This window comes from Tenacibaculum sp. AWR4_210 (assembly GCF_056160945.1).
This window is the reverse complement of sequence record NZ_JBSWYF010000001.1, coordinates 528120-551771: the sequence shown is the minus strand read 5'-3', so window position 1 is coordinate 551771 and position 23652 is coordinate 528120. Positions and strand designations below refer to the sequence as shown.

Below are 23652 nucleotides of genomic sequence, written 5' to 3'. Positions count from 1 at the left end.
CTTGTTGATTTATTGATGATTATATATTTTTTGGTACAAATCATTGTATTTTTCTAAGATGTTTTTTCGCTTTATTTTTAATGTAGGGGTTAATAAGTCATTAGCGACAGTCCATGCCTCACTAGTGATTTCAAAGGCTTTTATCTGTTCCCATTTACCGAAGGACGCATTGCACTGTGCTATTTCTTGTTGTATTCTCGCACGGAGCTTTTCATCAGTACTTACATCGTCAATAGTATGCCCGTGACGTTTGGCCCATTCCCACACAAATTCAAAGGAAATTTGAATGAGGGCAGCAGGCATTTTCTGACCTTCGCCAATTACCATAGCTTGTTCTATAAATCTCGATTTTTTAAGTTCGCTCTCCAATATTGCTGGTGCAATGTATTTACCACCGGAAGTTTTGAATATTTGTTTTTTACGATCCGTAATTTTTAAAAAGCCATCCGAGTCAATTTCGCCAATATCTCCCGTGTGTAGATATCCGTCTTTAATGGTTTCAGCGGTCAATTCTGGACGCTTGTAATACCCGAGCATAATGTTCGGACCTTTGGCTAAAATTTCTCCGTCTTCTGCTATTTTTATCGTAACGTCTGCGAGTACCCTACCAACGGTGCCGATCTTGAACCCGCGTTCAGCGATTTGAGTGACGGAAAGAGCAGGGGAAGTTTCGGTAAGACCGTAGCCTTCCAAGATAGGTATTCCTGCGGCAGTAAAGATTCGTATGAGTCGAGCTTGAGTGGGGGCACTACCGGCAATCATAAATTGCAAATTGTTTCCGAGTGCTGCCCGCCATTTGGAAAAAACCAGCTTGCGCGCAATTGACAGTTGGAATTCGTACCAAGCACCATTGGCATTATAGGGTTGGTAGCGTTCTCCCAAGTCCAGAGCCCAATAGAATAAGCGTTTTTTTAGCCCGGTTAAAGAACTTCCCTTGTCGACTATTTTATCAAATACTTTTTCCAGAAGTCGTGGCACAACAGCCATAAAATGAGGCTGTACCTCACGTAAATTATCGCCAATTTTCTCGATACTCTCAGCAAAATGAATTTCAAAGCCCATGTATTGGCAGTAATACGAAGAAGCTCTTTCGAAGATATGACTGATAGGTAGGTAGCTAATAGCGCGTTTGTCAGAGTCGTAGAGGGCTAGGGTGTTACCGACCGAAAAAACGTTGCTGAGTATGTTTTCATGACTTAGCATGACTCCCTTAGGGGTACCTGTGGTTCCAGAGGTATAGATAATGGTAGCCAAATCATTTGGGTCAACCTCTGATTTCCGCAAATCGATGGTTTCGGTTACGGCTGTGGCGGATCCTAAAGCTAAAAAATGTTGCCATCCTTGTGGAGTATCCAAATTTTCGAAGGAATAGATTTCCTTGAGTTGTGTTTGCGTTTTTACCTTCGTAACTTTCGAGAGGAGTTCGTCGTCACTCACAAAGCAATAGCTGCTGTCGGAGTGTGCTAGTATGTAGGCAAAATCCTTTTCAGAAAACGTCGGGTACAGCGGAACATTCACAGCGCCAATTTGAGTGATTGCCATATCCATCATATGCCATTGTGGGCCGTTGTTTTGGATGATGAGCGCTATTTTATCACCAGGTTGAACGCCTAATGCGAGTAAGCTGGCACTAATTTGTTGAATAAACTCAAGGTATGAATGGGTGCTGATCGATTGCCATTCGCCGTTTACTTTATGAACAAAACAGCGCTCTTGTGCGTGATTTTCAAGTTGATAATACGGTACGTCAAAAAGTCTTGTTACTGAAGGAGATCTATGCATATAAAAGCTATTTGCTATAAATCTACTAAAAAAATAATTAGCTATTTAATACTTCCAGTAACAGTTCACAACCACTTTTTAATTCATCTTCTGATAGGGTGAGGGGAGGAGTGATGCGTACTGCTCTACCTTCAAACAAAAGCCAAAACAAAATTAACCCGCGGTCTAAACAACGCAAAATAACATCTGTAGCCCGTTCCGGACTCTCTAAAATTAGTGCGAGCATGAGGCCTTTTCCTCGAATTTCTTTAACCTGAGGGTGTCCTTCAAAATACGATCGTATCAGAGCTTCCTTTTTGAGTGCTTGCTCCATTAAGTCGCTATCAGTAATGGTGTTAACGGTCGCTAGGCCAGCCGCCGCAATGACTGGGTGCCCACCAAAAGTAGTGATGTGTCCTAATTTAGGGTTGTCTTGCAAGCAGCGCATGACTTCATGACTACTGATAAAAGCCCCAATGGGCATTCCGCCACCTAGTCCTTTTCCGGTGATGATGATGTCAGGCTCAACAGCGTAGTGTTCAAAGCCCCAGAAACGCCCAGTTCTTCCAACTCCTGTTTGTATTTCATCTAAAATTAACAAAGCTCCCATTGCATGACAGCGCTGTTTGACTTTTTGTAGATAGTCGTTTTTTGGAGTTATAAAACCAGCACCTCCTTGTATCGTTTCTAAGATGACTGCTGCGGTGTTTTTGGTGATTTTAGAGAGTGCTTCTTCTTCGTTGAAGGGAATGAATCGGATACCTGGTATCAAGGGTCTAAAGGCGCTGTTTTGTGCTTCTGCACCACAAACGCTCATTGCTCCTTGTGTATTGCCGTGATAAGCATTTTTAGCCGCTATAATTTCTGACCTTCCCGTGAATCTTTTTGCTAACTTTAAGGCACCTTCGGTCGCCTCTGTACCTGAATTTACCAAATACACTGATGACAGCGTTTTAGGTAAGGTAGCAGCCAATGCTTTACAGAGCCCCAGTTGAGGTTGCTGAATGAACTCACCGTAAACCATGACGTGCGTGTATTGCTGCATTTGAGCAGTCACAGCGTCGGTAATTACTTGAGGAGCATGTCCTAAACTGTTGGCCGATACACCTGCTACAAAATCGAGGTATTGTTTTCCACTGCTATCGTAGATGTAACTTCCCTTTGCACTCGCTATTTCGATAGCTAAGGGATGTGGTGTTGTCTGTCCTTGAAATTGTAAGAAATCACTCTTGGTATTCATTTATTGCTCCTCTTTTAATTCGTAAACGGGTTGTCCTTCTCTTTTCTCTTGCTCTTTGCTAAATTGCGTTTTCGCTTTTTCTATTGCTGCCTTTTCCTTTCTAGGTTTCTCAGCTGTTTTTTTATCGTCTTTAAAGATGTCTTCTACCGTCAAAGGCTGTTCGTCCCCTCGCCATACAAAACCAGGGAATTTGCGTTTCGAAGGCGGAAATTCGGAAGGAGGGAAGGTTTCTCCATTTGGCTTTTTTAGGTACTTTGTCTGAATAATTTCACTGTTTTCCAGGGTGAATTCAATATCACTAGCAATCTCTCGGGTAATGGTCTCCAATTTTTGGGTGTCTTCGTTGCGATTGTAATACAGCGATTCTGAATTTCCCTTGACCAGCATAATGCGCAGTTCGTTTTCTTCAAACTTTCCAAAAATGTCACGTCCTTTGATCTGATTAAAATCGTCATCGCTCAACGAATCTTTTTGTATGATGAACGCATTTTGTAACACAAATAAGGAATCTAATTTATTGGTTTCTTTTTCCGATTTTAAATGGATACTATCTCCTGTTATCTGGCTTTTCCCTGACCAGAGGACTGGTCGTTTGAACATGCGAGTTAGCCCTGTAACTTGACTGGTGTGAATAGAATCGCACTTTCCGCGCAGGTCTGACTTGAAAATTTTCACATCGTTGAAGATACGGACAATGCGTTCCTCTGGTTTTCCAGTAATCAAAATCTTATCTCCGTGTACATACATAGAATCTTTGTCGTGCTCGGAAATTGCTACCGCTCGCTCGGTGATAAAGAGCGAGTCTTTTTCTTCAAAGAGCTCCGCGTAATTTCCTTTTGTCACTGTATTTTGTATGGTGTCTATTATCTTAATTCTGTTCGTAGCCGAGGCAAAACCAGCGCGTTTGTCGTAGTAGAGACTATCCGCTTCAACGGTACGGTCTTTTAAAAACAATTTGGCACGCTTGACAAAGTAAGAAATTTCGGTATTGGTGTCATAAAATCCACGCTCAGAGTACACTTTGGTACTGTCTTTAAGATTGGTAATCGTACTCGGACCGTAAAGGTATGCCAAACTGGTATTCGTGTAATAGTCAAGGTGGTCTGACTCTAAAAAGTTATCGGGGTTGACAACGGTGACCTTGGATTTTGCACTAAATTTTTTCTCTTCCAGATAATAGGTGCCGCGTTTGCTTTTAAGAGTGTTCTTTTTATCCTTAATAGTTCCTCCTGTCTGATAGAACAATACTTGTGCCTTGCGGTCGAAGTGTAGGGTATCCGTTTTCATGGTCATCTCTTTGTCGTTGATCTCGACATTTCCCCACGACACGGCTTTTTTTGTATTACCGTTGTAAATGGCGTATTCGCTGTATTGGATAATACTATCTCCTTGCTCAATAACAACTTCTCCTGCGGCTTTAAATAGGTTTTCTTTTTTGTATAGCAATGCCTGCTTACATTCTAAGGTAGCGCCTTCATGAGCTATTTTTACCTTCCCTAGAAGTATCGTAGCTCCTGGGTGTTTTTTCTCATCTACTTCACTGTATTGACTCGATAAAACATCTATTTTTTTAGACTGGGCAATGCTGTATTGTGTCAGCAAAAGCAAACAAATATAAAATAGGTTCTTCACTAGGCATTTAATTTAGACAGCAAAAATAAGGAAAAGTCCATGCCAAAGTTCTTAAGAAGACGATAAAATATATTCGGTTTCCCCTGTCCATGGGATTTAATTGTACTAATTTTGTGAAAATTTAAAAATTACAAGATTATGAGTGCCCATTTTGATTTATCAAAAGAGGAAATGAAGTCTTATGGATATAAAATAGTCGATCTTATAGCAGATCATTGGGATTCTATTGGAGATAAGAAACCCGTAATCAGGGCGACCCGAAAAGAAATGGATTCGGTGTTTTTGCAAGAAGCTCCCAATGAAGGGACACCAGCTGAGGAGGTATTGGATTTTGTTATGGACAATGTGATTCCTAACAGTACTGTGATTTCACACCCGAAAGCATTTTCGTTCGTACCTGGACCGAGTAATTACATCAGTACAATGGCCGATAGCTTGGCTACGGGATTCAATATATTTTCAGGTGGATGGATGGTGTCGCCTGCAGCTGCTGAATTGGAAATTGTAACGATGAACTGGTTGCTAAAGATGTATAATTTTCCGGTAGCCCAAGGAGGAGGAATTTTTACGAGTGGAGGTTCCATGGCCAATTTAACGGCGTTGGTGACGGCGAGGAGAATTAAATGCGGAGATGATTTCTCAAAGGCCGTGATTTACTTGTCAGATCAAGCGCATTCATCGAATATTAAAGCCATTCGAGTCCTCGGATTTAAAAAGGAACAAATTCGCGTATTGCCTACCGATTTGGAATTCCGTATTAGTATGAATAAGCTCAAGAACGCCATTGCTAAAGATCGTTTGGAAGGCTTGCAACCTTTTTGTTTCATCGCTTCGGCAGGAACGACGAATACGGGAACGGTTGACCCCCTTCACGAAATAGCAGATGTGTGTGAAGAAGAAGATTTATGGATGCACGTCGATGGTGCCTATGGAGGAGCGGCAATTTTAAGCGATAAGGGAGCGAAAGCACTTCGCGGAATAGAACGCGCCGATTCATTGACGGTAGACCCTCATAAATGGTTTTTCCAACCCTATGAAATTGGTTGTCTCTTGGTAAAAGATAAAACTTGGTTAAGCGGTACTTTTAGTGAAAAACCTGAGTATTTAAGAGATATTGAAGGGAATGAGTCAGAAATCAATTTCTACGACTATGGAATTCAGTTGACGAGACGCTTTAGAGCACTTAAGTTCTACATGTCGATCAAAACTTACGGATTGGATACTTTTAGAAAGGCTGTGAGCTACAATATCGATTTGGCAGATCGCGTAGAGAAAGTATTGCGTAAAAGTAGAAACTGGGAAATTATCTCCCCAGCTACCTTGGCAGTAATCAATTTCCGCTACAATCCGTTGGGGTTAAATTTAACAGAAAAGGAAATCGACGTATTAAACCAGAAGATTTCAGAGAAAATAATGGAGTCTGGTGATGCCTTTTTAGTCACCACTGTTTTAAACAAACAAGTCGTATTGCGCATGTGTTTAATCAACCCAAAAACGACCTTTGAACACATTGAGGAAACGTTTTTGCAGTGTAATGCTTACGCTGAAGAAATACTTAAACAATAAAAAAAAGAGCTCAAATGAGCTCTTTTTTATGGATTATCCCTTGTAGAAAGGTAACTTTACTACTTTAGCCGGAATTTGTTTTTTTCGAATTTGGATGCGGATTTCGCTGTCTACTTTAGAGTTTGCTTTGGTAACATAACCTAGTCCAATACCTTTGTTCAAAGAAGGACTCATAGTTCCTGAAGTTACTTTTCCAATCACAGTACCCTCTTGATCCACAATTTCGTATCCTTGTCTAGGAATTCCACGCTCTGTCAATTCAAAAGCGACGAGTTTACGAGTAATACCTTCTTCCTTTTGTTTTTTAAGGTTTTCCGCATTGATAAAGTCTTTGGTGAATTTGGTAATCCATCCCAAGCCTGCCTCAAGTGGTGAGGTAGTATCATCAATATCATTACCGTATAAACAGTATCCCATTTCTAAACGCAAGGTATCACGCGCAGCGAGTCCGATAGGTTTAATTCCCCAATCAGCTCCTGCTTCGAATACTTTGTTCCAAACGGCTTCTACATCTTCGTTTTTAACGTATATTTCAAATCCTCCAGATCCTGTATATCCAGTTGCTGAGACGATAACATTTGGTAAACCAGCGAAATCAGTAATCTCAAAGGTGTAAAATTTGATAGCTGATAAGTCAACAGAAGTTAATGATTGCATTGCCTCTGCCGCCTTAGGTCCTTGAATAGCCAAAAGTGACCAGTCATCCGAACGGTTTTCCATGGTAACACCTAAATCGTTGTGCTGTGAAATCCAATTCCAATCTTTTTCTATATTGGAAGCATTGACCACTAACATGTATTCGTTGTCGTTGATCATGTAAATAATAAGATCATCAACGATCCCTCCATCAGCATTTGGCATACAACTGTACTGTGCTTTACCTGGAACTAATTTAGAGGCGTCATTAGAAGTGATTTTTTGAATTAAAGCAAGCGCGTGCTCACCTTTTAAGAAAAATTCTCCCATATGACTAACGTCAAATACACCAACACCTTTTCTAACCGTTTCGTGTTCAACCGTTACTCCTTCGTATTGCACAGGCATGGTATATCCTGCAAAAGGAACTAATTTTGCTCCTAGGGCTTCGTGTACGTGCGTTAATGCCGTTTTTTTCATTGTGTATAATTGTTTGTTTTTACCCCGCTAAAGTAGTTAAAAATTAACGAACAAAAAGTCCATTTTTGTTATATATTTCAATGGAATCTTAACTAAAGTTATGTTAATATACTAACAATCTTAGCGTTTTTGGTGTAACTTTGAGTAACTACCAAAACGCGAGTACCATGAGCTATCAAAGATATATTGTAAGCCTGTGCACATTAGTATTTGTACAATGGAGTGCAGCCCAAGTTCCCAAGGATTTCCTATCAGCGACTTTTCACAAAAATCGCAGAGCTGAATTGCGTAAAAAAATGCCAGCGAATTCCGTAGCTGTGATTTTTTCCAATACAATGAGGAACCGTGCCAATGACGTTGACTACGTATTTCATCAGGATCCTAATTTCTATTACTTAACGGGGTTTAGAGAACCTAATGCCGTTTTAATGTTGTTTTCGGATATGCAACAAGATGATGCTGGTCAACGTTACAATGAGTTGCTGTACGTGCCGAAGAAAGACCCGCGTTACGAGTTGTGGAACGGTAAGCGACTAGGAATGAAAGCGGCAAAAAAGCAGTTGCTTTTTGACCGAGTAAGGACAACCGAACAATTTTTAACGGACTCTTGGCAGTTTAATAGGTTCAAAAAAATACTGTTGTTTAAGTTTCAGGATGATTATCGCAATAGTATGAGGAGTTCAGTTGATTTGTACGATTTAGTGGTACATTTTAAAAATTCTGCAAATTACGTTGGTAGAAGAACATTACCAACGTCAAAACAGCAATTGTATCAGCTGATTCGAGCGACTCCAATTGAAAATGCGGCCTCAGTTGCTCAATACATTGGTAAAAAAATAAACGAAGATGCCACGCTAGCCAAGGATAGTTTATTGGTAACTTACAGTACCAAAGAGGTTGCTTTTCAAAAGGAAATACGCAGCAAGGTACGCCAGATGCTAGCTGTACAAGGAAATTTTGATCACCAGTTTCTACCTCGAACGATGGCGACCATGCGCGAGATTAAAAGACCTGAAGAACTGACCTTATTGCGTAAGGCGATTCGGATCTCAGCAATGGGACAAGTAGAAGTAATGAAGGCGATGAAGCCCAATATGTCAGAGACTGAAATACAGGGGATTCATGAGTTTGTATATAAAAAATACGGTGCGGAGTACGAAGGGTATCCTTCAATTGTGGGAGCTGGAAACAACGGCTGTATCTTACACTATATTGAGAATAGTAAAACTAAGGTTGCAGGAGAATTGGTTTTAATGGATTTGGGAGCCGAGTACCGCGGATACACAGCCGACGTTACACGCACCATTCCTGCTTCTGGAAAATTCTCAGTTGAGCAAAAAGCAATTTACGAATTGGTATTAAAGGCACAAAATGCGGGTATTGCACAGTGTGTAGCAGGAAATCCATTTTGGAAGAGTGGTGAGGTTGCTAGAGCCATTATTAACAAAGGCTTATTCGAACTCGGAATTATTGACCACCCCGATACCAAACACCAGTATTTTCCGCACGGAACCTCACATCACATTGGTTTGGATGTGCATGATCCCGGGAATTACAATAATTTTGAAGTCAATATGGTGGTGACCGTTGAGCCCGGGGTTTACATCCCTAACGGAAGTCCATGTGATAAAAAATGGTGGGGTATCGCCGTCAGAATTGAAGACGATATCTTGATTACGAAAGAAGGACCTGTCAATTTATCTGATGAAGCACCCAGAACAGTAGAAGCCATAGAAAAACTTATGCGTAAGGAGAGCGTGTTAAATCAATTTAAATTACCTAAATTGTAGGTATGAAATGGACAAAAGATCACTTGTATAACGGTTTTTTCTTGATTTTGATAGCGGTATTGTTAACCAAACCGGGAAAAGTTTTTTTTACTCGCTTGCTAGCAATGGGGCCTACGGTTATTGAGCAATCGGAGCAAAAATATACGGGCGATATGCATTGGGAGCTCATTGGGCTTAATACTCCCAATTTTCGGTGGGAACAGGCTAAAGGCGAAGTGGTTTTTGTGAACTTTTGGGCTACTTGGTGTCCGCCTTGTGTTGCGGAATTGCCTAGTATACACCAGCTGTACCTAGTTTATAATAAAAAGGTAAAATTCGTTTTTGTCAATGGGCAAAGTTGGCCAGAAATTCAAGGTTTTTTCAAGGAACAAAATATAGACTTGCCGAGCTTTCAGCAGGGGTCTCCAACTCCTAAAATACTGCAAACTCAAAGGATACCACGAACGTTTGTTATTGATCGTAATGGAAATATAGTTATCGATGAAGAAGGAGCTGTCAATTGGTACAGCGAGTCGTTTCGGAAACTGTTAGATGAATTAATTACCCAATAAAAAAAGCCGTACTGCTTTGCGTACGGCTTTTGTATTCTATTATAACGGGAATGCTTACTTTTTGTTCACTTTGATAGGTAGCATGTAGATGTCTTGTTTCTTCACATTAGAAGTCTTAGCTACTTTCTTGTTGTTTAATCTGTTTTTGATGATTTTGTTTAAACGCTCATCTTTAGAAATAACATCAACAATAACGATCTCGTTTTTGTTGTTTACTAAGAAAGAAACTCGAACGTTTAAGTTTTCTTTAGTATCTAATTTGATAGTAGACCCAATTAAGTTTACGATCTGAGTACGCAATGCACTTGTAACTTTTTTACTAGGAGTATCGTTGTTTGCAAATGTTGCAACTGATACGAACATACAAGCACTTAAAATTAAGTTATTTACTAATGATTTCATTTTCGTTTTTTTTAATGAATTTTCTTTAAATTAATTTCTGGTGCAAAGATAGAAAGCAATTTTGATTTTGAGAATTTAAAAAAGAAATTAACATATAATTGGGTGTTTTTGTTTTAAAACGCCCTTTTTGGTTAAATAATTACGAATAATGTAATTTTGATTAAGGTGGGGTTGTCTTTTTATGTAGGAATTTATAAATAAAAAGGAATATGATAATTGGGCTGTGTTAGGGACGTATTTAGGGAGTGTTAAGTTTATATTATCGACTAAATTTTGTCGTTTTTTAAAGCCGATTTTACTTGATTTACCCAAATTTTAGGATTTTCTAGCATCGGAAAATGACCTGTTTCAGAAATCAAATACCATTCACAATTTTTAATCTCACTGCGCAGTTGTTCAGCAATGGCCATAACCGCAATTGGATCGTTTTTGGCCCACACTACGCCAATGGGAGTGTCAGTACTGCGTAGGGCACCGATCCAACGATGCCAAAAAAAGTATCGTTCGTTAATATAGTTACTCAATCGAGGAAGTGCAGCTCTACCATTTTTATAGGTGATGATCTCCCATAAGACATCGATTTCTTCTTGAGTGAGTTGGACAGAATCGTAGTAGATTTGCTTTAAGTTTCTAGAAAAAAGAGCTTTTGTTCCCAATTTAGCAACCCATGGACCGAGGTGTTTGTTTTTTAATAGTTTTTGGATAGGGCGAAGTTTTGCCAGTTCTATATGCATACTTCCGTTGCATAGAATAAGCTTTGTGATGGTAAAAGGCAAGGATGCTTGTTCTTTTCTAGCCAGCAGCTCCGTGGCAATACTCGTACCGTAATCATGTGCTAAGACACTTAAATGGGCTATGCCTAACTGCTTCCACAAAGCAATAGCAACATCCGTTTGCTCTATTAATGAATAAGAGTAGTTGGTGGGTTTATCAGAAAATCCAAAGCCGAGGTGATCGTGCAGAATAACTCGGTAGTCTTGTGCTAAGATATCAAGTACTTTATAATAGTCGAAAGAAGAGGTAGGGTACCCGTGTAATATTGCTAACACAGGCTTGTTACCTCCGGTATCAATAATGAAGATATCGCGATGGAGTACCTTAGTATGGTATCCTTTGTTTTTCCAATGTTCAAGTAGCATAAGTTCGGTAAATTGTCCTTTACAATATACTTAAAAATACGTAGTTTTGAATTCTTTTAAAATTATAGCCTATCTACTTTATTGACGTCATACTCCCGGTGCCTTTGCAAAAGGCTTTTACCTATAAGATTCGACCAGAGGAAGCCTCCTTTTTACAAAGAGGTATGCGGGTAGCGGTTTCTTTTGGGAAAACGAAGGTGTATACCGCTATTGTTCATAAAATTCATCAGCAGGCACCTATAGGGTACGAAGCGAAAGACATTCATCAAATTTTAGACGATCGTCCGGTTGTCAATGAAGAACAACTGAAGCATTGGGAATTTATCAGCCAGTATTACAGTTGTGCTTTAGGAGATGTCTACAGGGCGGCATTGCCTTCGGCGTTTATGTTGGAAAGTGAAACTGTGTTGCATAGAAATGTTGATTTTGTAGAGGATGCTAGTTTAGGAGATGAAGCCTTTTTGATTTTTGAAGCACTGCAACACCATTCGCAATTAACCATCCATCAAGTGGTCGATATCTTAGGCAAAAAAACGGTGTTACCAATCATCAATGAGCTGTTAGAGGCAAAGGCAATCAACATCCAAGAGGAAATTTATGAAACGTATAAGCCTAAATTAGTCAAGTACGTCCGTTTGCATGCAAAATACGATAATTCTACTGCGCTGCAGGAGTTGATGGAAATGCTGAATAGAGCTCAAAAACAGCGGGTGGCTGTGATGACGTATTTTCAATTGGCATCACAGAAAAAGCCAGTAAAAGCCAAAGATTTGGAAGTTGCGGCTGAGGTGAGTGCTGCTGTCTTAAAGGCGCTAGTATCGAAAGAAATCTTTGAGTTTTACGAGCTGCAAACAGATAGAGTACAATTCGATGGAAATCAGGAAATGACTAAGGATCTCAGCGATTTTCAAGAAACGGCTTACAGTGAAATTAAAGAGTTGTTTCAAGAGCAATCGGTAGTTTTGTTGCACGGAGTAACGGGATCGGGAAAGACGGAAATTTATGTGAAGCTTATCCAAGAAGTTTTAGCGCAAGGTAAGCAAGTGCTGTTTTTGTTACCTGAGATTGCCTTGACTACTCAGATAATTAATAGGCTTAAGAAGTTTTTTGGAAAACAAATAGCTGTATTTCATTCCAAGTATTCCATGAATGAACGCGTTGAAGTTTGGAACAATGTACTCGAAAACAAAGAGAAAGCACAAGTTGTGTTAGGCGCTAGATCGGCCTTGTTTTTACCTTTTTCGAATTTAGGTTTGGTTGTCGTGGATGAGGAGCACGAAAGCTCTTATAAACAAAATGACCCTGCACCGAGGTACAATGCGCGTGATGCAGCGATAGTACTTGGATTGCAACACGGAGCAAAAATTTTATTGGGCTCTGCAACGCCCTCTATTGAGAGTTTTTACAATGCATCCCAAAAAAAATACGGATTGGTGAGCTTGACTAGGCGCTTTGGGAATGTGCGTTTACCGGCTATCGAACTCATTGATTTAAAAGAAAAACATCGAAAACGAGAGATGACCGGTTTGTTTTCCGATCGTTTGTTAAAGTTAATCCAGGCCGCATTGGATGAGAAAGAACAAATTATATTGTTTCAAAACAGGAGAGGCTATTCACCCGTAGTGGAATGCGGATCCTGTGGGAACTCCCCCCAATGCCCTAACTGCGATGTGAGTCTGACCTTTCACAAATTTAAAAAAGTATTGAAATGTCACTATTGTCATTATCAAAGAGCGATGCCTTCGAGTTGTGGTGCTTGCGGAAGCACGTCATTAGATACGAAAGGTTTTGGTACTGAGCAGATAGAGTTAGAGCTAAAGGAACTCTTTCCGAAATACAAGGTAGGACGTATGGATTTGGATACTACTCGAGGAAAATATGGGTATCAGAAAATTATTGGAGCTTTTGAAGCACGTGAAATTGATATCTTAGTAGGGACTCAAATGCTTTCAAAAGGCTTAGATTTTGCAAATGTCTCCTTAGTAGGGATTTTAAATGCCGATGCCATGCTCAATTTTCCAGATTTCCGTGCTCACGAGCGAGCATATCAGCTAATGGTACAAGTAGCGGGTAGGGCAGGGCGTTCGGAAAAGCAGGGGAAAGTAGCCATACAAGCCTTTAATCCCTACCATCAGATTTTACAGCAAGTGTCGACCAACAGTTTTCATCAAATGTACAAAGAACAACTACAGGATCGCTGGCAATTTCATTACCCTCCTTATTATCGATTGGTAAAGATTACCTTAAAGCACAGAGACTATGCTCGGGTAGATCAAGGGGTAAATTGGTTGGCAAATGCCTATAAAAATGTGTTTGGCGATCAGGTTTTAGGGCCAACGGAACCTGCGGTTTCCAGAGTGAGGAATCAGTATATAAAAAACCTGACTATTAAGATACCACCAAAACAATCACTTGCTAAAACCAAGCAACATTTGCTTAAAATTCGAAACACTTTTGAAGCGATAAAAGACTTCAGATCGATACGTTTTATCATCGACATTGACCCTTACTAGACGTTTTTTAGCAGATTCTGTGGTTTGGTGAGTACCAAATACACTTCTACAAGGGTGTTTTTACACTATAACTCTTCATATACGGTATTTTTTGAGTACGTATGGGGGCTTGATAATGAGATGTTTGCTTGATAAAAACGATGTTCGAATCTGATAATGAGCTAAATTTTAATAAAAAACGCAGTTTTTTTTGTTAAAATAAAAATAAGTAGTATATTGTAAATGTCTTTGGAGACGTCCTTAGACTTTCTTTTTCATAGCAATTTTCCCACTCAATCTTTGAGTGGGTTTTTTTTTGTCGATACACTTTATCGACTTATCTATAGTTAGCATTCATTGAAAGTAGGTTAATTCTCTTTCGCCTAATATCAACGCTTCACCAAGGTATTCCTTAGTAATTTGCAGTGTGTAGTTATTAAAAGCGAAGAGATATGAAAACAGAAACCATCAAAATTAAATTAGTAAGTAAGGAAGGATATGAAGCTTTAAATAGATTCATATTTATTGAAATTCCGGTTGTTTCCAATGAAGTATTGTTTAACCAAGTATTTATGGTTAAAGATTTCGGATTTGTGTTTCTAAACTGATAACCGCACTATAAAAAACTACTCGTCTTATACGAACAAGGGCGCTTACATAACAGTAAGCGCCCTTGTTCGATTAGGTTGAAACCTCAGCTAGTTTTAAATTCCGAATTGAAGGTTGAAAACGATGTTTCTACCAGGGTTTAAGATATTATCAGATTTTAATCTAGAAAGGTGGTTGATGTATTTTTTATCGAATAAGTTTCTAACGTTTATCGATCCTGTAAACTTGTATTTTCCGATATAGATATCACTACCGATACTTAAATTAGCAATAGTGTATCCAGGAGTTGGAGTTTCAAATTCACTTACACGATTTTGATCCATAAAGCTCTGAACTCCGAAAGAAGCAAAGCTGTTTTTTAACCAATTGTTTACTTGGAATTCTCCACGTAAGGTGTTTTTAAATACATTCGTAGGGATAAGTGGTAAGTAACGTTTACTGTCTCTTTTTCCTATTACAGATTCAAAACTACTCTCTAAGTGTAACCAGTCTAATGGGTGTGGATGTAAGTGAAATCCTATTTCTCCACCAAACAAATTAGCGTCTTCTTGTAAATAGGTATACACAGGAGCTCCGTCTTCAACTTCTCCTGTTGGAGATAAGAAGATGTAATCATTAATATTGTTATAGAAAGCATTAGCGAATACTTCAAAATGTTCAGACCCGTATTCTAAAGCAAGGTCAAACTGGTAGTTTTGCTCATTTTTTAAGTTGGCATTACCTTCTTCAAATCGATTTGTACCGTGGTGAACTCCATTGGAAGCTAATTCAGCTAAATTCGGTGCTCTAAATCCTTTTGCAATATTGATACGCGTAGTGAACATATCAAACAATACAGTTTTAAATCCTAAAGAAGCAGTAAAGCTATTAAATGATTTGTCTAAAGCTTCGAATACGTGAACCTCAGCTTCGTGCTTAATTTCGTGACGCTCAGTAGTGATGTTTCTGTTGTCAAAACGAAGTCCCGCTTGTAAAGCTGTATTTTCATCAAATGTATAGTTGGCTGTTGTAAATACACCAATATCGTTTACTTTGGCATTTGGAATTAAAATTTCTTCTCCAAAGTTTTTGTTATTCTGATGCATACCTTGCACTCCAACAATCATTTCAACAGCACCAAATTTAGGTAAGTGGTATTTTGCATTAAAATTGAACGTCTTGAGTTTCATGTTTAAAGCAGCTTCTCCTTCTTCGTGCTCGTCGTGATCAGGATCTGGAGCAGCGCCACCACCGTGACCGTGTTCTTCGTGCTCTTCGAACTCTTTTCTGTTGTTCACGATATATCCTAAATCTAAATCTAATTTTGAATCACCAAAGAAGATGTGGTTGTGCATACTCAAAATGTGATTTTGAATATTTTGATATGGGTTTTCTAGGTGCGTTTCTCTCGATTGCTCTCCAAAACCTTCTGTCAATCCTAAATCAGAATCGTTGTAGTTATAACGAACCTCAGAGGTAAAGTTTTTTTGGTGAAAACCAACTCCTAACTTTAAGTCTTTTTCTTTAAAACGGGTATTGGTTACCAGTTGTCCTGTTGGGATTTTATAGTCAGAGTGAATAGCATAAGTTCCACGAGCTAAGAATTGCCAGTTTTCAAGTGATGATTTCAATCCTAAAGACGTATTACTTCCTTGAGTATTCGTGAAAAATTGCTGTTGAACAGCTACTTTGGTTTGACCTTCTGCAGCAAATCGTTCAGGTTGAATATACAATACTCCTCCTAAAGCATCCGATCCGTATAATAGTGAAGCAGGCCCTTTGATCACTTCGACACCTTCAATTCCGGCACCGTTGATTCCCAATCCGTGCTCTCCACCAAACTGTTGGTTTTCTAAACGTACTCCTTGAGTATATACCAATACACGGTTACCACTCAAACCTCTAATTACAGGTTTTCCTATAGAAACTCCTGTTGAAACTTGAGAAACCCCTGGAATTACAGTGATTCCTTCGGCTAGGGTTGGAGCTCCTACCTTTTGGATGGCTCTTGCAGACAAACGATCGACCTTCATTACATTTTCCGATTGTAATTTGTTGAAAGGTGTCGATACAATAACTTCATCGATTTCAAATACAGAAGCATCCATTTTTGCATCAAATTGAATGTTTCCATTGCTGAAGTTAAAGGTTTTAGAAATGGTTTTATATCCGATATAGGTAAAATTGATCGTGATTTTTCCGTTTGGAATATTTTTTAATTCATAAGTCCCTGCTTCGTTAGAAGTGGTTCCTTTATGTAATTGAGGTGCATAGATTTCAACTCCGTAAAGAGCTTGGTTATCAGTGTCTGTAATAGTACCAGAAAGAGTACTTTGAGCGTATGTTTGGGCAAATCCTATAAAAAATAGGACGAATAATAATTTTTTCATGATCGTGTTTTATAATTATAATAGTGGTCAACTGCAGATAAAACTATCTCACAGTGATACGTGCCAAGCCTTTTAAGTACATTACCTAAAAGAGAATAGCGAAAAATGGGTTTGATATTACAATGATAAAACAGGGGGTGCCCTAGAAGATCTTAATTGGACAGTATGTGTGAGTAAACTTTGCGAAAAGCCCTCAATTTGTTTGTCGGTCTCAGGAAGGGTTTGAATTCCTAAAAGTTTAGGAACTTGGTAGTCGAAAGTTTCAAGATGAAAGAGAAGAATGGAACATTCTACGTTATTCTCGTGAAAGTGCTGCTCGTCTACAGCTGAACACACCACAACGTGGTCGTGATCTTCTTCAAACGTATGCGCCAACTGTATAGCAGAAGGCGTCAACAGCAGAAGAAGTTGTAGTAGTGTTATGTATCTCGTAACGATTTGCACCCTGCAAAAGTAATCAAAAAAACAAAACCCCGACATTTATATTTGTCGGGGTTTTAATTTTTATGGGTACATCGTTTATTTCTTCTTGTTTCCGCGCATTTTCATATTGAGCATTTCGACTCCTAAAGAGAAGGTAATGGCAAAGTACAAATAGCCTTTCGGAATGGTTCCAATAGCTTCACCGAAGAGTTTAGCATGTGATAAATGCGCCGCTTCTGCGATAAGCATAAACCCGATAAGGATAAGAAATGACAAGCCTAACATTTGAATAGTTGGGTGCTTGTTGACGAACTTTCCAACAGGATTGGCAAATAACATCATGATAATCATCGAAAGTATCACCGAAGTCACCATGATAATCATGGCACCTTCCACACCGTTGGTCATTCCAACAGCGGTAAGTATTGAATCAAAAGAAAAAACGATGTTGATCAAGGTAATTTGAACAATGGCCTGACTTAGACTGTATTTCTTTTTAGTACCTGCATCTTCTGGGTTTTCTTCTTGACCTTCTACCTTATGGTGGATTTCCTTGGTACTTTTAAAAAGTAAAAAGAGCCCTCCAGCAAATAAAATTAAACTTTGTCCTGTAATTCCAGCATTGAACCACGAGAGTTCAACGTGAAACAAGGGAGCGTTCATGGCAATTAATAAGGAAATTCCAAACAGCAATACCACGCGTAAAATCATGGCTAAAAACAATCCGATATTGGTTGCTTTCTTTTGTTCACTTTCTGGGAGTTTATTGGCGGCAATAGATATGAATATGATATTATCTATTCCCAATACGATTTCTAAAAACGTCAGGGTAACCAATGCTCCCCAGGTATCTGCTTGTAAAAATATTTCCATACTTAATTTAATTTATAAACGGTTCCTTTTTGTTTGAATTTTGAATAGCCTATACGCGCGGTAAAATCATAAGAGTCGTTAGTGACTTTGGTGATTTGTACAAAAATAGGGTCTTTGTCTAGTTTTGTTTTCGGCGATTTCATTCGCAGGGTATATGCAAAATTATTTTTCCATGAGATATAGAGGGTATCGATGTGTTTCTCTTCTTTTTGGGTAACCAAACTGTCTGTGGAAATACTTATCTTTTTTGTGTATTCTTCAATTTGAAGACTGTCTACACGCCTAATGGTTGTTTTTCCGTACGAGTCACTGGCCGGAATTTCAAAAGTTCCTGTTCTGAAGCGCAAAGGATCGCCTTTGGTTTCAGTTCCGCAACTGTATAAGCAGAGGCTAAGAAGTACTAAAATCGTTACTCTCATGATATATATATAGTAAAATTTAAATTCCAGTGTAATTTGATGGACTGATAGCTTTGAGCTCAGCTTTGATGTCTTCAGAGACCGTTAAAGTATCTATAAAAGCAGCAATAGAGTTCTTCGTGATCTTTTCATTGGTTCGAGTCAAACCTTTCAATGCCTCGTAAGGATTCGGGTACGATTCTCTACGCAATATGGTTTGAATAGCTTCTGCTACTACTGCCCAGTTGTTTTCCAAGTCCTCTTCAAACTTAGCTTGGTTTAACAAGAGTTTGTTTAATCCTTTTAAGGTTGCCGTAAATGCAATAATGGTATGACCAAAAGGAACACCCACATTTCGCAATACAGTACTGTCCGTCAAGTCGCGTTGTAGTCGTGAAACGGGAAGTTTTGCTGCAAGGTGCTCGAAGAGTGCGTTGGCAATTCCGAGGTTTCCTTCAGAGTTTTCAAAGTCAATAGGGTTTACTTTATGCGGCATTGCAGAAGACCCGACTTCTCCCTTTTTAATTTTTTGTTTGAAATAATCATTCGAAACATAGGTCCAAACGTCTCTGTCTAGGTCAATTAATACGGTATTGATGCGTTTTAACCCGTCGTATAGCGCAGCCATGTGATCGTAGTGCTCAATTTGCGTTGTTGGAAACGAGTGGTGTAAGCCTAAGATGTTTTCTACAAAATGAGTACCGAAGTTCTTCCAATCAATATTTGGATAGGCCACTTTGTGTGCGTTGAAGTTTCCGGTAGCTCCACCAAATTTAGCTGCATGAGGAATGTGTTGCACTTGTAAAACTTGATTGTTAATACGCTCTACAAAGACAAAAAACTCTTTACCTAAACGCGTAGGAGAGGCTGGCTGTCCATGTGTACGTGCTAACATCGGAACCTCAGCCCATTCTTCTGATAAAGCTGCTAAGGTACTTACCAAGGTATCGAGCGTAGGATAATACACCTCTTCCATGGCATCTTTAATAGACAAAGGAATAGCTGTGTTGTTTACGTCTTGTGAAGTCAATCCGAAATGGATGAACTCTTTGAATTGGGCGATGTTAAGGCGGTCAAATTCTTCCTTGATAAAGTATTCTACTGCTTTTACATCGTGGTTGGTGACTTTTTCAATGTCCTTAATTTTTTGGGCATTTTCAGCCGTGAAATTCTCGTAGATATTTCGTAAGTCACTGTATAGTTCTTTGTTAAAGTCTGCTAATTGTGGTAGTGGAAGTTCACAAAGGGCAATAAAATATTCAATTTCCACTTTAACGCGGTATTTGATCAATGCTTGTTCAGAAAAATACGCTGCTAAATCCGCAACTTTACCGCGGTACCGTCCATCAATTGGTGAGATGGCGTTTAATTGTGTTAAGTTCATTTTTGTTTGTTGTGTTGAAACAACAAATGTAAAAATTCTAAACTTTTTAACCTTGAATAATAAACTAAATTTCCAGATTTCAGCGTGAAGTTCTCGATGACCTATAAAGGTTCAGTAGCTATGAACTGTGTCAGTGCAATTCCGAAATGGTTTTTATCTGTACACCTTCCGCTTTTCTATGGTAACGGCTCCTTTTTTTTCTAAAGTTTTTATAGCTCGTATCACTGTTTCGACACGCAGCGCTAACAGATCGGCAATTTGTTGACGTGTATGCGGTATTTGGTAGCGTTCGTTTTTATCTTTTTGTGCCAGTTCGTATTTGAGGTAATCAAAATAGCGAAGTATGCGATGTGCGGGGTCTTGATTGGAAATTTCAGAGGCAATAATAGCTTTGTAATAGAGGCGTTTTGCCAACTGGGTGGTCAGTTGAAGGTGTATTGCTGGGTGCTGTTCCAATAAATTGAATAACGCTGATTTGGGCAGTACCCAAACCTCCGAATCCGCCATGGCTTCCGCATTAGCGGGGTAGGGGATGTCAATAAACAATGGTGGTTCTCCGAAACTTTGTCCTTGGTAAAAAATCCCTTGTATAAACTCTTTGGCATCGTCGTTGAAATTATTCATTTTAACGGCGCCTGCGTGTACCTGGTAATAATTGCGAGCGGTATCATTTTGAGCAAACAAAAGCTCACCCTTGGTATAGTTGCGAAGTTGCGCATCAAATTTTTCGAGAAGTTCTATTGGAATCATTATGATTTAGGTCATAAATTGCACAGGTGTAAAGATATACTTTTGAGCAAGAATTTAATAATTAACAGGTGAAAAGAGAAATTACAGAGAGACGAGATGTAAAGTTGTTGGTAACGACTTTTTATGATAAGATTAAAAGAGATGATTTTGTCGGGCCAATTTTTGTTCAAACCATTCCGGAGGAAACCTGGGAGGCACACTTAGAGAAATTGACTGATTTTTGGGAAACCAATTTGTTTTTTGTGAGGAAATTCAAAGGAAATCCAATGAAAGCACACCAAGACGTCGATAAAAACTTCCAATTTTCTATTGAACAAAAGCACTTCGGTAAGTGGTTAGAGCTCTGGTTCTCCACTGTCGATGAATTATTTGTAGGAACCAAAGCTCATGAAGCCAAAGAACGCGCTAGAAATATAGCCTCTATGTTGTTCTTTCGAATGTATGAAGCGAAGCCTAAGCCGCCAATGTCATAAGTTGATAAATAATCAGAAATATATTACCGGTAATACTAATGATAAACGACCAAGCTATCGTTTTAAAAGAACGTTGGCTAATGGCCATCGCGTTGGCTCCCATAGCAGAAATGCAGGTGAATACTAATGGAAAGTACGCGATGGTTTTATGGACTGCCAATGCCGCTGAAATGGAAGCAATCATGGTACCAGCAATAATGAGTATGATGGCGATTCCCATGGCATTAGACTGTTGCGCTTCGATTTCTTGATTTATCGTTTGAAAAATGTTAAACGTTGTTGGCTTTTGTTTGTTGTTGGTGATCGTATTAGTGATTTGCATGAGTTGTTTTTTTAAATTGTTCTACAAAGTTAGTCGTGATGAGCTCGGTAGTTTATGACTTGAATCATAAAGGCTGATAAGATTCTGGAGGGCATGAAGTATTTTTATCTAGTAATCATTATCTTCACGCTTTAAAACAATTTACGTGTCGACATTAACTGTAGTTTTATTGGTATGCGTTGCTATCGGAAGTGCAATTGCCACCTATATTCATTATTTTTTTCGAGAACAAGCAAGGCCTAAATACCTTTGGTTTTTAGCAATTATGCGATTTTTAGGACTGTTTTTTATTGGGGCGCTTTTGGTGAATCCAACAGTGGCTTTTATGGAAACAACAACGACAAAGCCCGTTTTAAATGTGCTGTTTGACAATTCGGCTTCAGTTAAAGCACTGAAAAAGGAAGAACAAGTAGAGAAGATTAGAAAAATCATACTTGAGGACAAGCAATTACAAGACAAATTTGATCTCGTTGCATTTGCTTTTGGAGCACAACCAACAACACTTCCTGATAGTTTAGTGTTTGACCAACCTTATACGGATATTACCAAAGCATTGAAAGGAAGTGAAAAACTGTTTAACAAGCGCAATCGCGTGCAAGTTTTGATCACAGACGGTAACCAAACGAAAGGGAATGCCTACCAGTTAGAAAGGTTTTCAGCTCCGATTTACCCTTTGGTTATTGGTGATACTACCGCAGTAGAAGACCTGAGTATTGAGCGTGTAAACGTAAATAAATACAGTTATATCGGTAATAAATTTCCGGTGGAGGTTCAGGTGAATTACGAAGGTAAAGAGACGGTGAATACCGTTTTTGAATTATACCACAAGAGCAAGTTGGTTTATCGAGAACCTTTGGTTTTATCGGCAGCTAAAAATTTTAAGCAAGTACAGTGCTTTGTGACTTCTGAAAAAGTGGGGCTTCAGTTCTACAGGGCGGTAGTAAAAAAGATAAAAAGCGAAAAGAATACAAAAAATAACAGCCGTTCTTTTTCTATTGAAGTCCTCAATGAAAAGTCAAAAGTGCTATTAGTGAGCACCGTTATGCACCCCGATTTAGGAGCCTTAAAAAAGGCTATTGAAAGGAGCGAACAACGATCTGTAACAATTACAACACCAACTCGTGCAGTTAAGGATATCGCGAGCTATGATTTGGTCATTGCGTATCAGCCAAATCAGCAATTTAAACAGCTATTCGATGCGCGATCTTCTAATATGCTTATCGTTACAGGGAGTCAAACAGATTGGAGTTTCCTCAATGCGCGTTCCCTGGGAATTAAAAAACAAGCCATCCAGAAATCAGAAGGTTACGGTGCTGTTTATAATCCAGATTTCTTGAGTTTTGTACAGAAAAATATTGGATTTGAAGAGTTCCCACCTCTTGAAGATAAGTTTGGAAGGATGCGCGTTACTAAGGAAGCGAAGGTATTGTTATATCAAAATATAACCGGCCTGGATACGAAGCAACCGTTGCTGGTAACCTTCGATGGACAAGAAGGGCGATTTAGCTGGTTGTTGGGTGAAGGTCTCTGGAAATGGCGAGCAGCCTACTTTGCAGTCAATGACAATTTCGATGACTTTGATGAGTTTTTAGGGAATTTTGTCCAGTTTACGAGTGACAGAGAGAAGAAAGAGCGTCTATCATTACGCTATGATAGAATAGTTCCTGCCAACCTATCTGTTGATCTTACGGCTTATTACGTAGACGAAACCTACCGATTTGATCCACGTGCGGCGCTGGAAATTCAGGTTCGTGACTCCGACAAAAAGGAGGTTACCCGCGTTCCGTTTTCCTTGAAAGGAAACGTGTTTGAAGTTCGTTTAGAAGGCTTAAAGCCCGGGAAATACAGTTTTATTGTAGTGGTAAAAGGACAAGACTTAAAACGATACGGGAGTTTCGAGATAGTGCCTTATTCCTTGGAAGAACAGTTTACTACTGCTTCGAAGGAAAAACTTGAGCTCTTGGCAGCACAATCGAAAGGAAAACTCTTTTATTCCGACCAAACAGAAGAGTTGGTAAACACCTTGCTTACAAACTCGAACCTACAGCCATTACAGTCAGAAAAACTTATAGAGAAATCCTTACTCGATTGGTATTGGATATTACTAGTGATAGCTGGTTTATTCAGTGCTGAATGGTTTACGAGAAAGTATTTCGGAAAAATATAAACGGTATGTTGGAAGAGCACTTTTTTCAATGCCCATACTGCTGGGAGCAAATTTCTGTATTAGTAGATACCAGTGTTCAGACGCAATCGTATATAGAAGATTGTGAAGTGTGTTGCAACCCTTTTCGAGTACAGTTAGCAATAGAAGAAAGGCAGCTCGTGTATTTTGAGGTAAATAGTATAGAACAGTAAATAA

The 23652-nt window shown here is 39.1% G+C and carries 20 protein-coding genes; 8 read left to right on the top strand and 12 right to left on the bottom strand.

Going from position 1 to position 23652, the window contains the following annotated elements:
• Window positions 1-9: 9 nt before the first annotated feature.
• From ACXAG7_RS02455 to ACXAG7_RS02445, 3 genes are read right to left on the bottom strand one after another with little or no spacing between them, the layout of a single operon-like run.
• The gene (locus tag ACXAG7_RS02455; RefSeq protein WP_476665841.1) at window positions 10-1782 is read right to left on the bottom strand and encodes an AMP-dependent synthetase/ligase; all 1773 of its coding nucleotides are present in this window, start codon (window positions 1780-1782) and stop codon (window positions 10-12) included.
• A gap of 37 nt (window positions 1783-1819) precedes the next feature.
• Window positions 1820-3001: an aspartate aminotransferase family protein gene (locus ACXAG7_RS02450; RefSeq protein ID WP_476665840.1), complete on the bottom strand. Its 1182-nt coding sequence runs from the start codon at window positions 2999-3001 to the stop codon at window positions 1820-1822.
• Window positions 3002-4633 carry an OstA-like protein gene (locus ACXAG7_RS02445; RefSeq protein ID WP_476665839.1) on the bottom strand — a complete coding sequence of 544 codons (1632 nt, stop codon included), beginning with the start codon at window positions 4631-4633 and terminating at the stop codon, window positions 3002-3004.
• A 138-nt stretch (window positions 4634-4771) separates the two neighbouring features.
• On the opposite strand from ACXAG7_RS02445, the gene ACXAG7_RS02440 reads away from it, so the two are divergent.
• Complete coding sequence (locus tag ACXAG7_RS02440; protein ID WP_408043938.1) at window positions 4772-6199, top strand: pyridoxal phosphate-dependent decarboxylase family protein; 1428 nt, start codon at window positions 4772-4774, stop codon at window positions 6197-6199.
• Between the two features lie 33 nt (window positions 6200-6232).
• Here ACXAG7_RS02440 and gcvT read toward each other — a convergent pair whose 3' ends face one another.
• Window positions 6233-7315: a glycine cleavage system aminomethyltransferase GcvT gene (gcvT, locus tag ACXAG7_RS02435; RefSeq protein ID WP_408043937.1), complete on the bottom strand. Its 1083-nt coding sequence runs from the start codon at window positions 7313-7315 to the stop codon at window positions 6233-6235.
• Window positions 7316-7482: 167 nt separating this feature from the next.
• Between gcvT and ACXAG7_RS02430 the strand changes: the two genes are divergently transcribed.
• Window positions 7483-9105 carry an aminopeptidase P family protein gene (locus tag ACXAG7_RS02430; protein ID WP_476665838.1) on the top strand — a complete coding sequence of 541 codons (1623 nt, stop codon included), beginning with the start codon at window positions 7483-7485 and terminating at the stop codon, window positions 9103-9105.
• Window positions 9106-9107: 2 nt separating this feature from the next.
• Window positions 9108-9656, top strand: a complete 549-nt coding sequence (locus ACXAG7_RS02425) for a TlpA family protein disulfide reductase (RefSeq protein WP_476665837.1) — start codon at window positions 9108-9110, stop codon at window positions 9654-9656.
• Between the two features lie 54 nt (window positions 9657-9710).
• Here ACXAG7_RS02425 and ACXAG7_RS02420 read toward each other — a convergent pair whose 3' ends face one another.
• Window positions 9711-10058 (bottom strand): hypothetical protein, encoded by a 348-nt coding sequence (locus tag ACXAG7_RS02420; protein WP_476665836.1) that lies wholly within the window; start codon window positions 10056-10058, stop codon window positions 9711-9713.
• A gap of 266 nt (window positions 10059-10324) precedes the next feature.
• On the bottom strand, window positions 10325-11197 hold the full coding sequence (locus tag ACXAG7_RS02415; RefSeq protein WP_476665835.1) for an alpha/beta fold hydrolase: 873 nt from the start codon (window positions 11195-11197) through the stop codon (window positions 10325-10327).
• 71 nt (window positions 11198-11268) lie between these two features.
• Here ACXAG7_RS02415 and priA point away from each other — a divergent pair, with 71 nt between their 5' ends.
• A complete protein-coding gene (gene priA / locus ACXAG7_RS02410) occupies window positions 11269-13710 on the top strand; it encodes a replication restart helicase PriA (RefSeq protein ID WP_476665969.1) in 2442 nt (813 codons plus the stop codon).
• Window positions 13711-14141: 431 nt separating this feature from the next.
• On the top strand, window positions 14142-14297 hold the full coding sequence (locus ACXAG7_RS02405) for a hypothetical protein (protein ID WP_408043932.1): 156 nt from the start codon (window positions 14142-14144) through the stop codon (window positions 14295-14297).
• A gap of 96 nt (window positions 14298-14393) precedes the next feature.
• Here ACXAG7_RS02405 and ACXAG7_RS02400 read toward each other — a convergent pair whose 3' ends face one another.
• The 5 genes from ACXAG7_RS02400 to ACXAG7_RS02380 form a co-directional block, all read right to left on the bottom strand.
• Window positions 14394-16667 carry a TonB-dependent receptor gene (locus ACXAG7_RS02400; RefSeq protein ID WP_476665834.1) on the bottom strand — a complete coding sequence of 758 codons (2274 nt, stop codon included), beginning with the start codon at window positions 16665-16667 and terminating at the stop codon, window positions 14394-14396.
• Window positions 16668-17186: 519 nt separating this feature from the next.
• Complete coding sequence (locus tag ACXAG7_RS02395; RefSeq protein WP_408043930.1) at window positions 17187-17963, bottom strand: TerC family protein; 777 nt, start codon at window positions 17961-17963, stop codon at window positions 17187-17189.
• Window positions 17964-17965: 2 nt separating this feature from the next.
• Window positions 17966-18382: a hypothetical protein gene (locus ACXAG7_RS02390; protein ID WP_476665833.1), complete on the bottom strand. Its 417-nt coding sequence runs from the start codon at window positions 18380-18382 to the stop codon at window positions 17966-17968.
• 19 nt (window positions 18383-18401) lie between these two features.
• Window positions 18402-19745 carry an adenylosuccinate lyase gene (gene purB, locus ACXAG7_RS02385; protein WP_476665832.1) on the bottom strand — a complete coding sequence of 448 codons (1344 nt, stop codon included), beginning with the start codon at window positions 19743-19745 and terminating at the stop codon, window positions 18402-18404.
• Between the two features lie 153 nt (window positions 19746-19898).
• Window positions 19899-20495, bottom strand: coding sequence for a Crp/Fnr family transcriptional regulator (locus tag ACXAG7_RS02380; RefSeq protein ID WP_408043927.1), 597 nt, complete (start codon window positions 20493-20495; stop codon window positions 19899-19901).
• A gap of 68 nt (window positions 20496-20563) precedes the next feature.
• Here ACXAG7_RS02380 and ACXAG7_RS02375 point away from each other — a divergent pair, with 68 nt between their 5' ends.
• Entirely contained in the window at window positions 20564-20968 is a 405-nt protein-coding gene (locus ACXAG7_RS02375) for a group III truncated hemoglobin (RefSeq protein ID WP_476665831.1), read from the top strand.
• On the opposite strand, the gene ACXAG7_RS02370 is transcribed toward ACXAG7_RS02375, so the two are convergent.
• A complete protein-coding gene (locus tag ACXAG7_RS02370) occupies window positions 20949-21290 on the bottom strand; it encodes a hypothetical protein (protein ID WP_476665830.1) in 342 nt (113 codons plus the stop codon). The two genes, ACXAG7_RS02375 and ACXAG7_RS02370, sit on opposite strands and share 20 nt — an antisense overlap.
• Before the next feature lie 145 nt (window positions 21291-21435).
• Between ACXAG7_RS02370 and ACXAG7_RS02365 the strand changes: the two genes are divergently transcribed.
• Both ACXAG7_RS02365 and ACXAG7_RS02360 read left to right on the top strand, forming a co-directional pair.
• Window positions 21436-23457 (top strand): vWA domain-containing protein, encoded by a 2022-nt coding sequence (locus ACXAG7_RS02365; RefSeq protein WP_476665829.1) that lies wholly within the window; start codon window positions 21436-21438, stop codon window positions 23455-23457.
• Window positions 23424-23648 carry a CPXCG motif-containing cysteine-rich protein gene (locus ACXAG7_RS02360; protein WP_408043923.1) on the top strand — a complete coding sequence of 75 codons (225 nt, stop codon included), beginning with the start codon at window positions 23424-23426 and terminating at the stop codon, window positions 23646-23648. The genes ACXAG7_RS02365 and ACXAG7_RS02360 overlap by 34 nt, the downstream gene beginning before the upstream one ends.
• The last annotated feature ends 4 nt before the right edge of the window (window positions 23649-23652 follow it).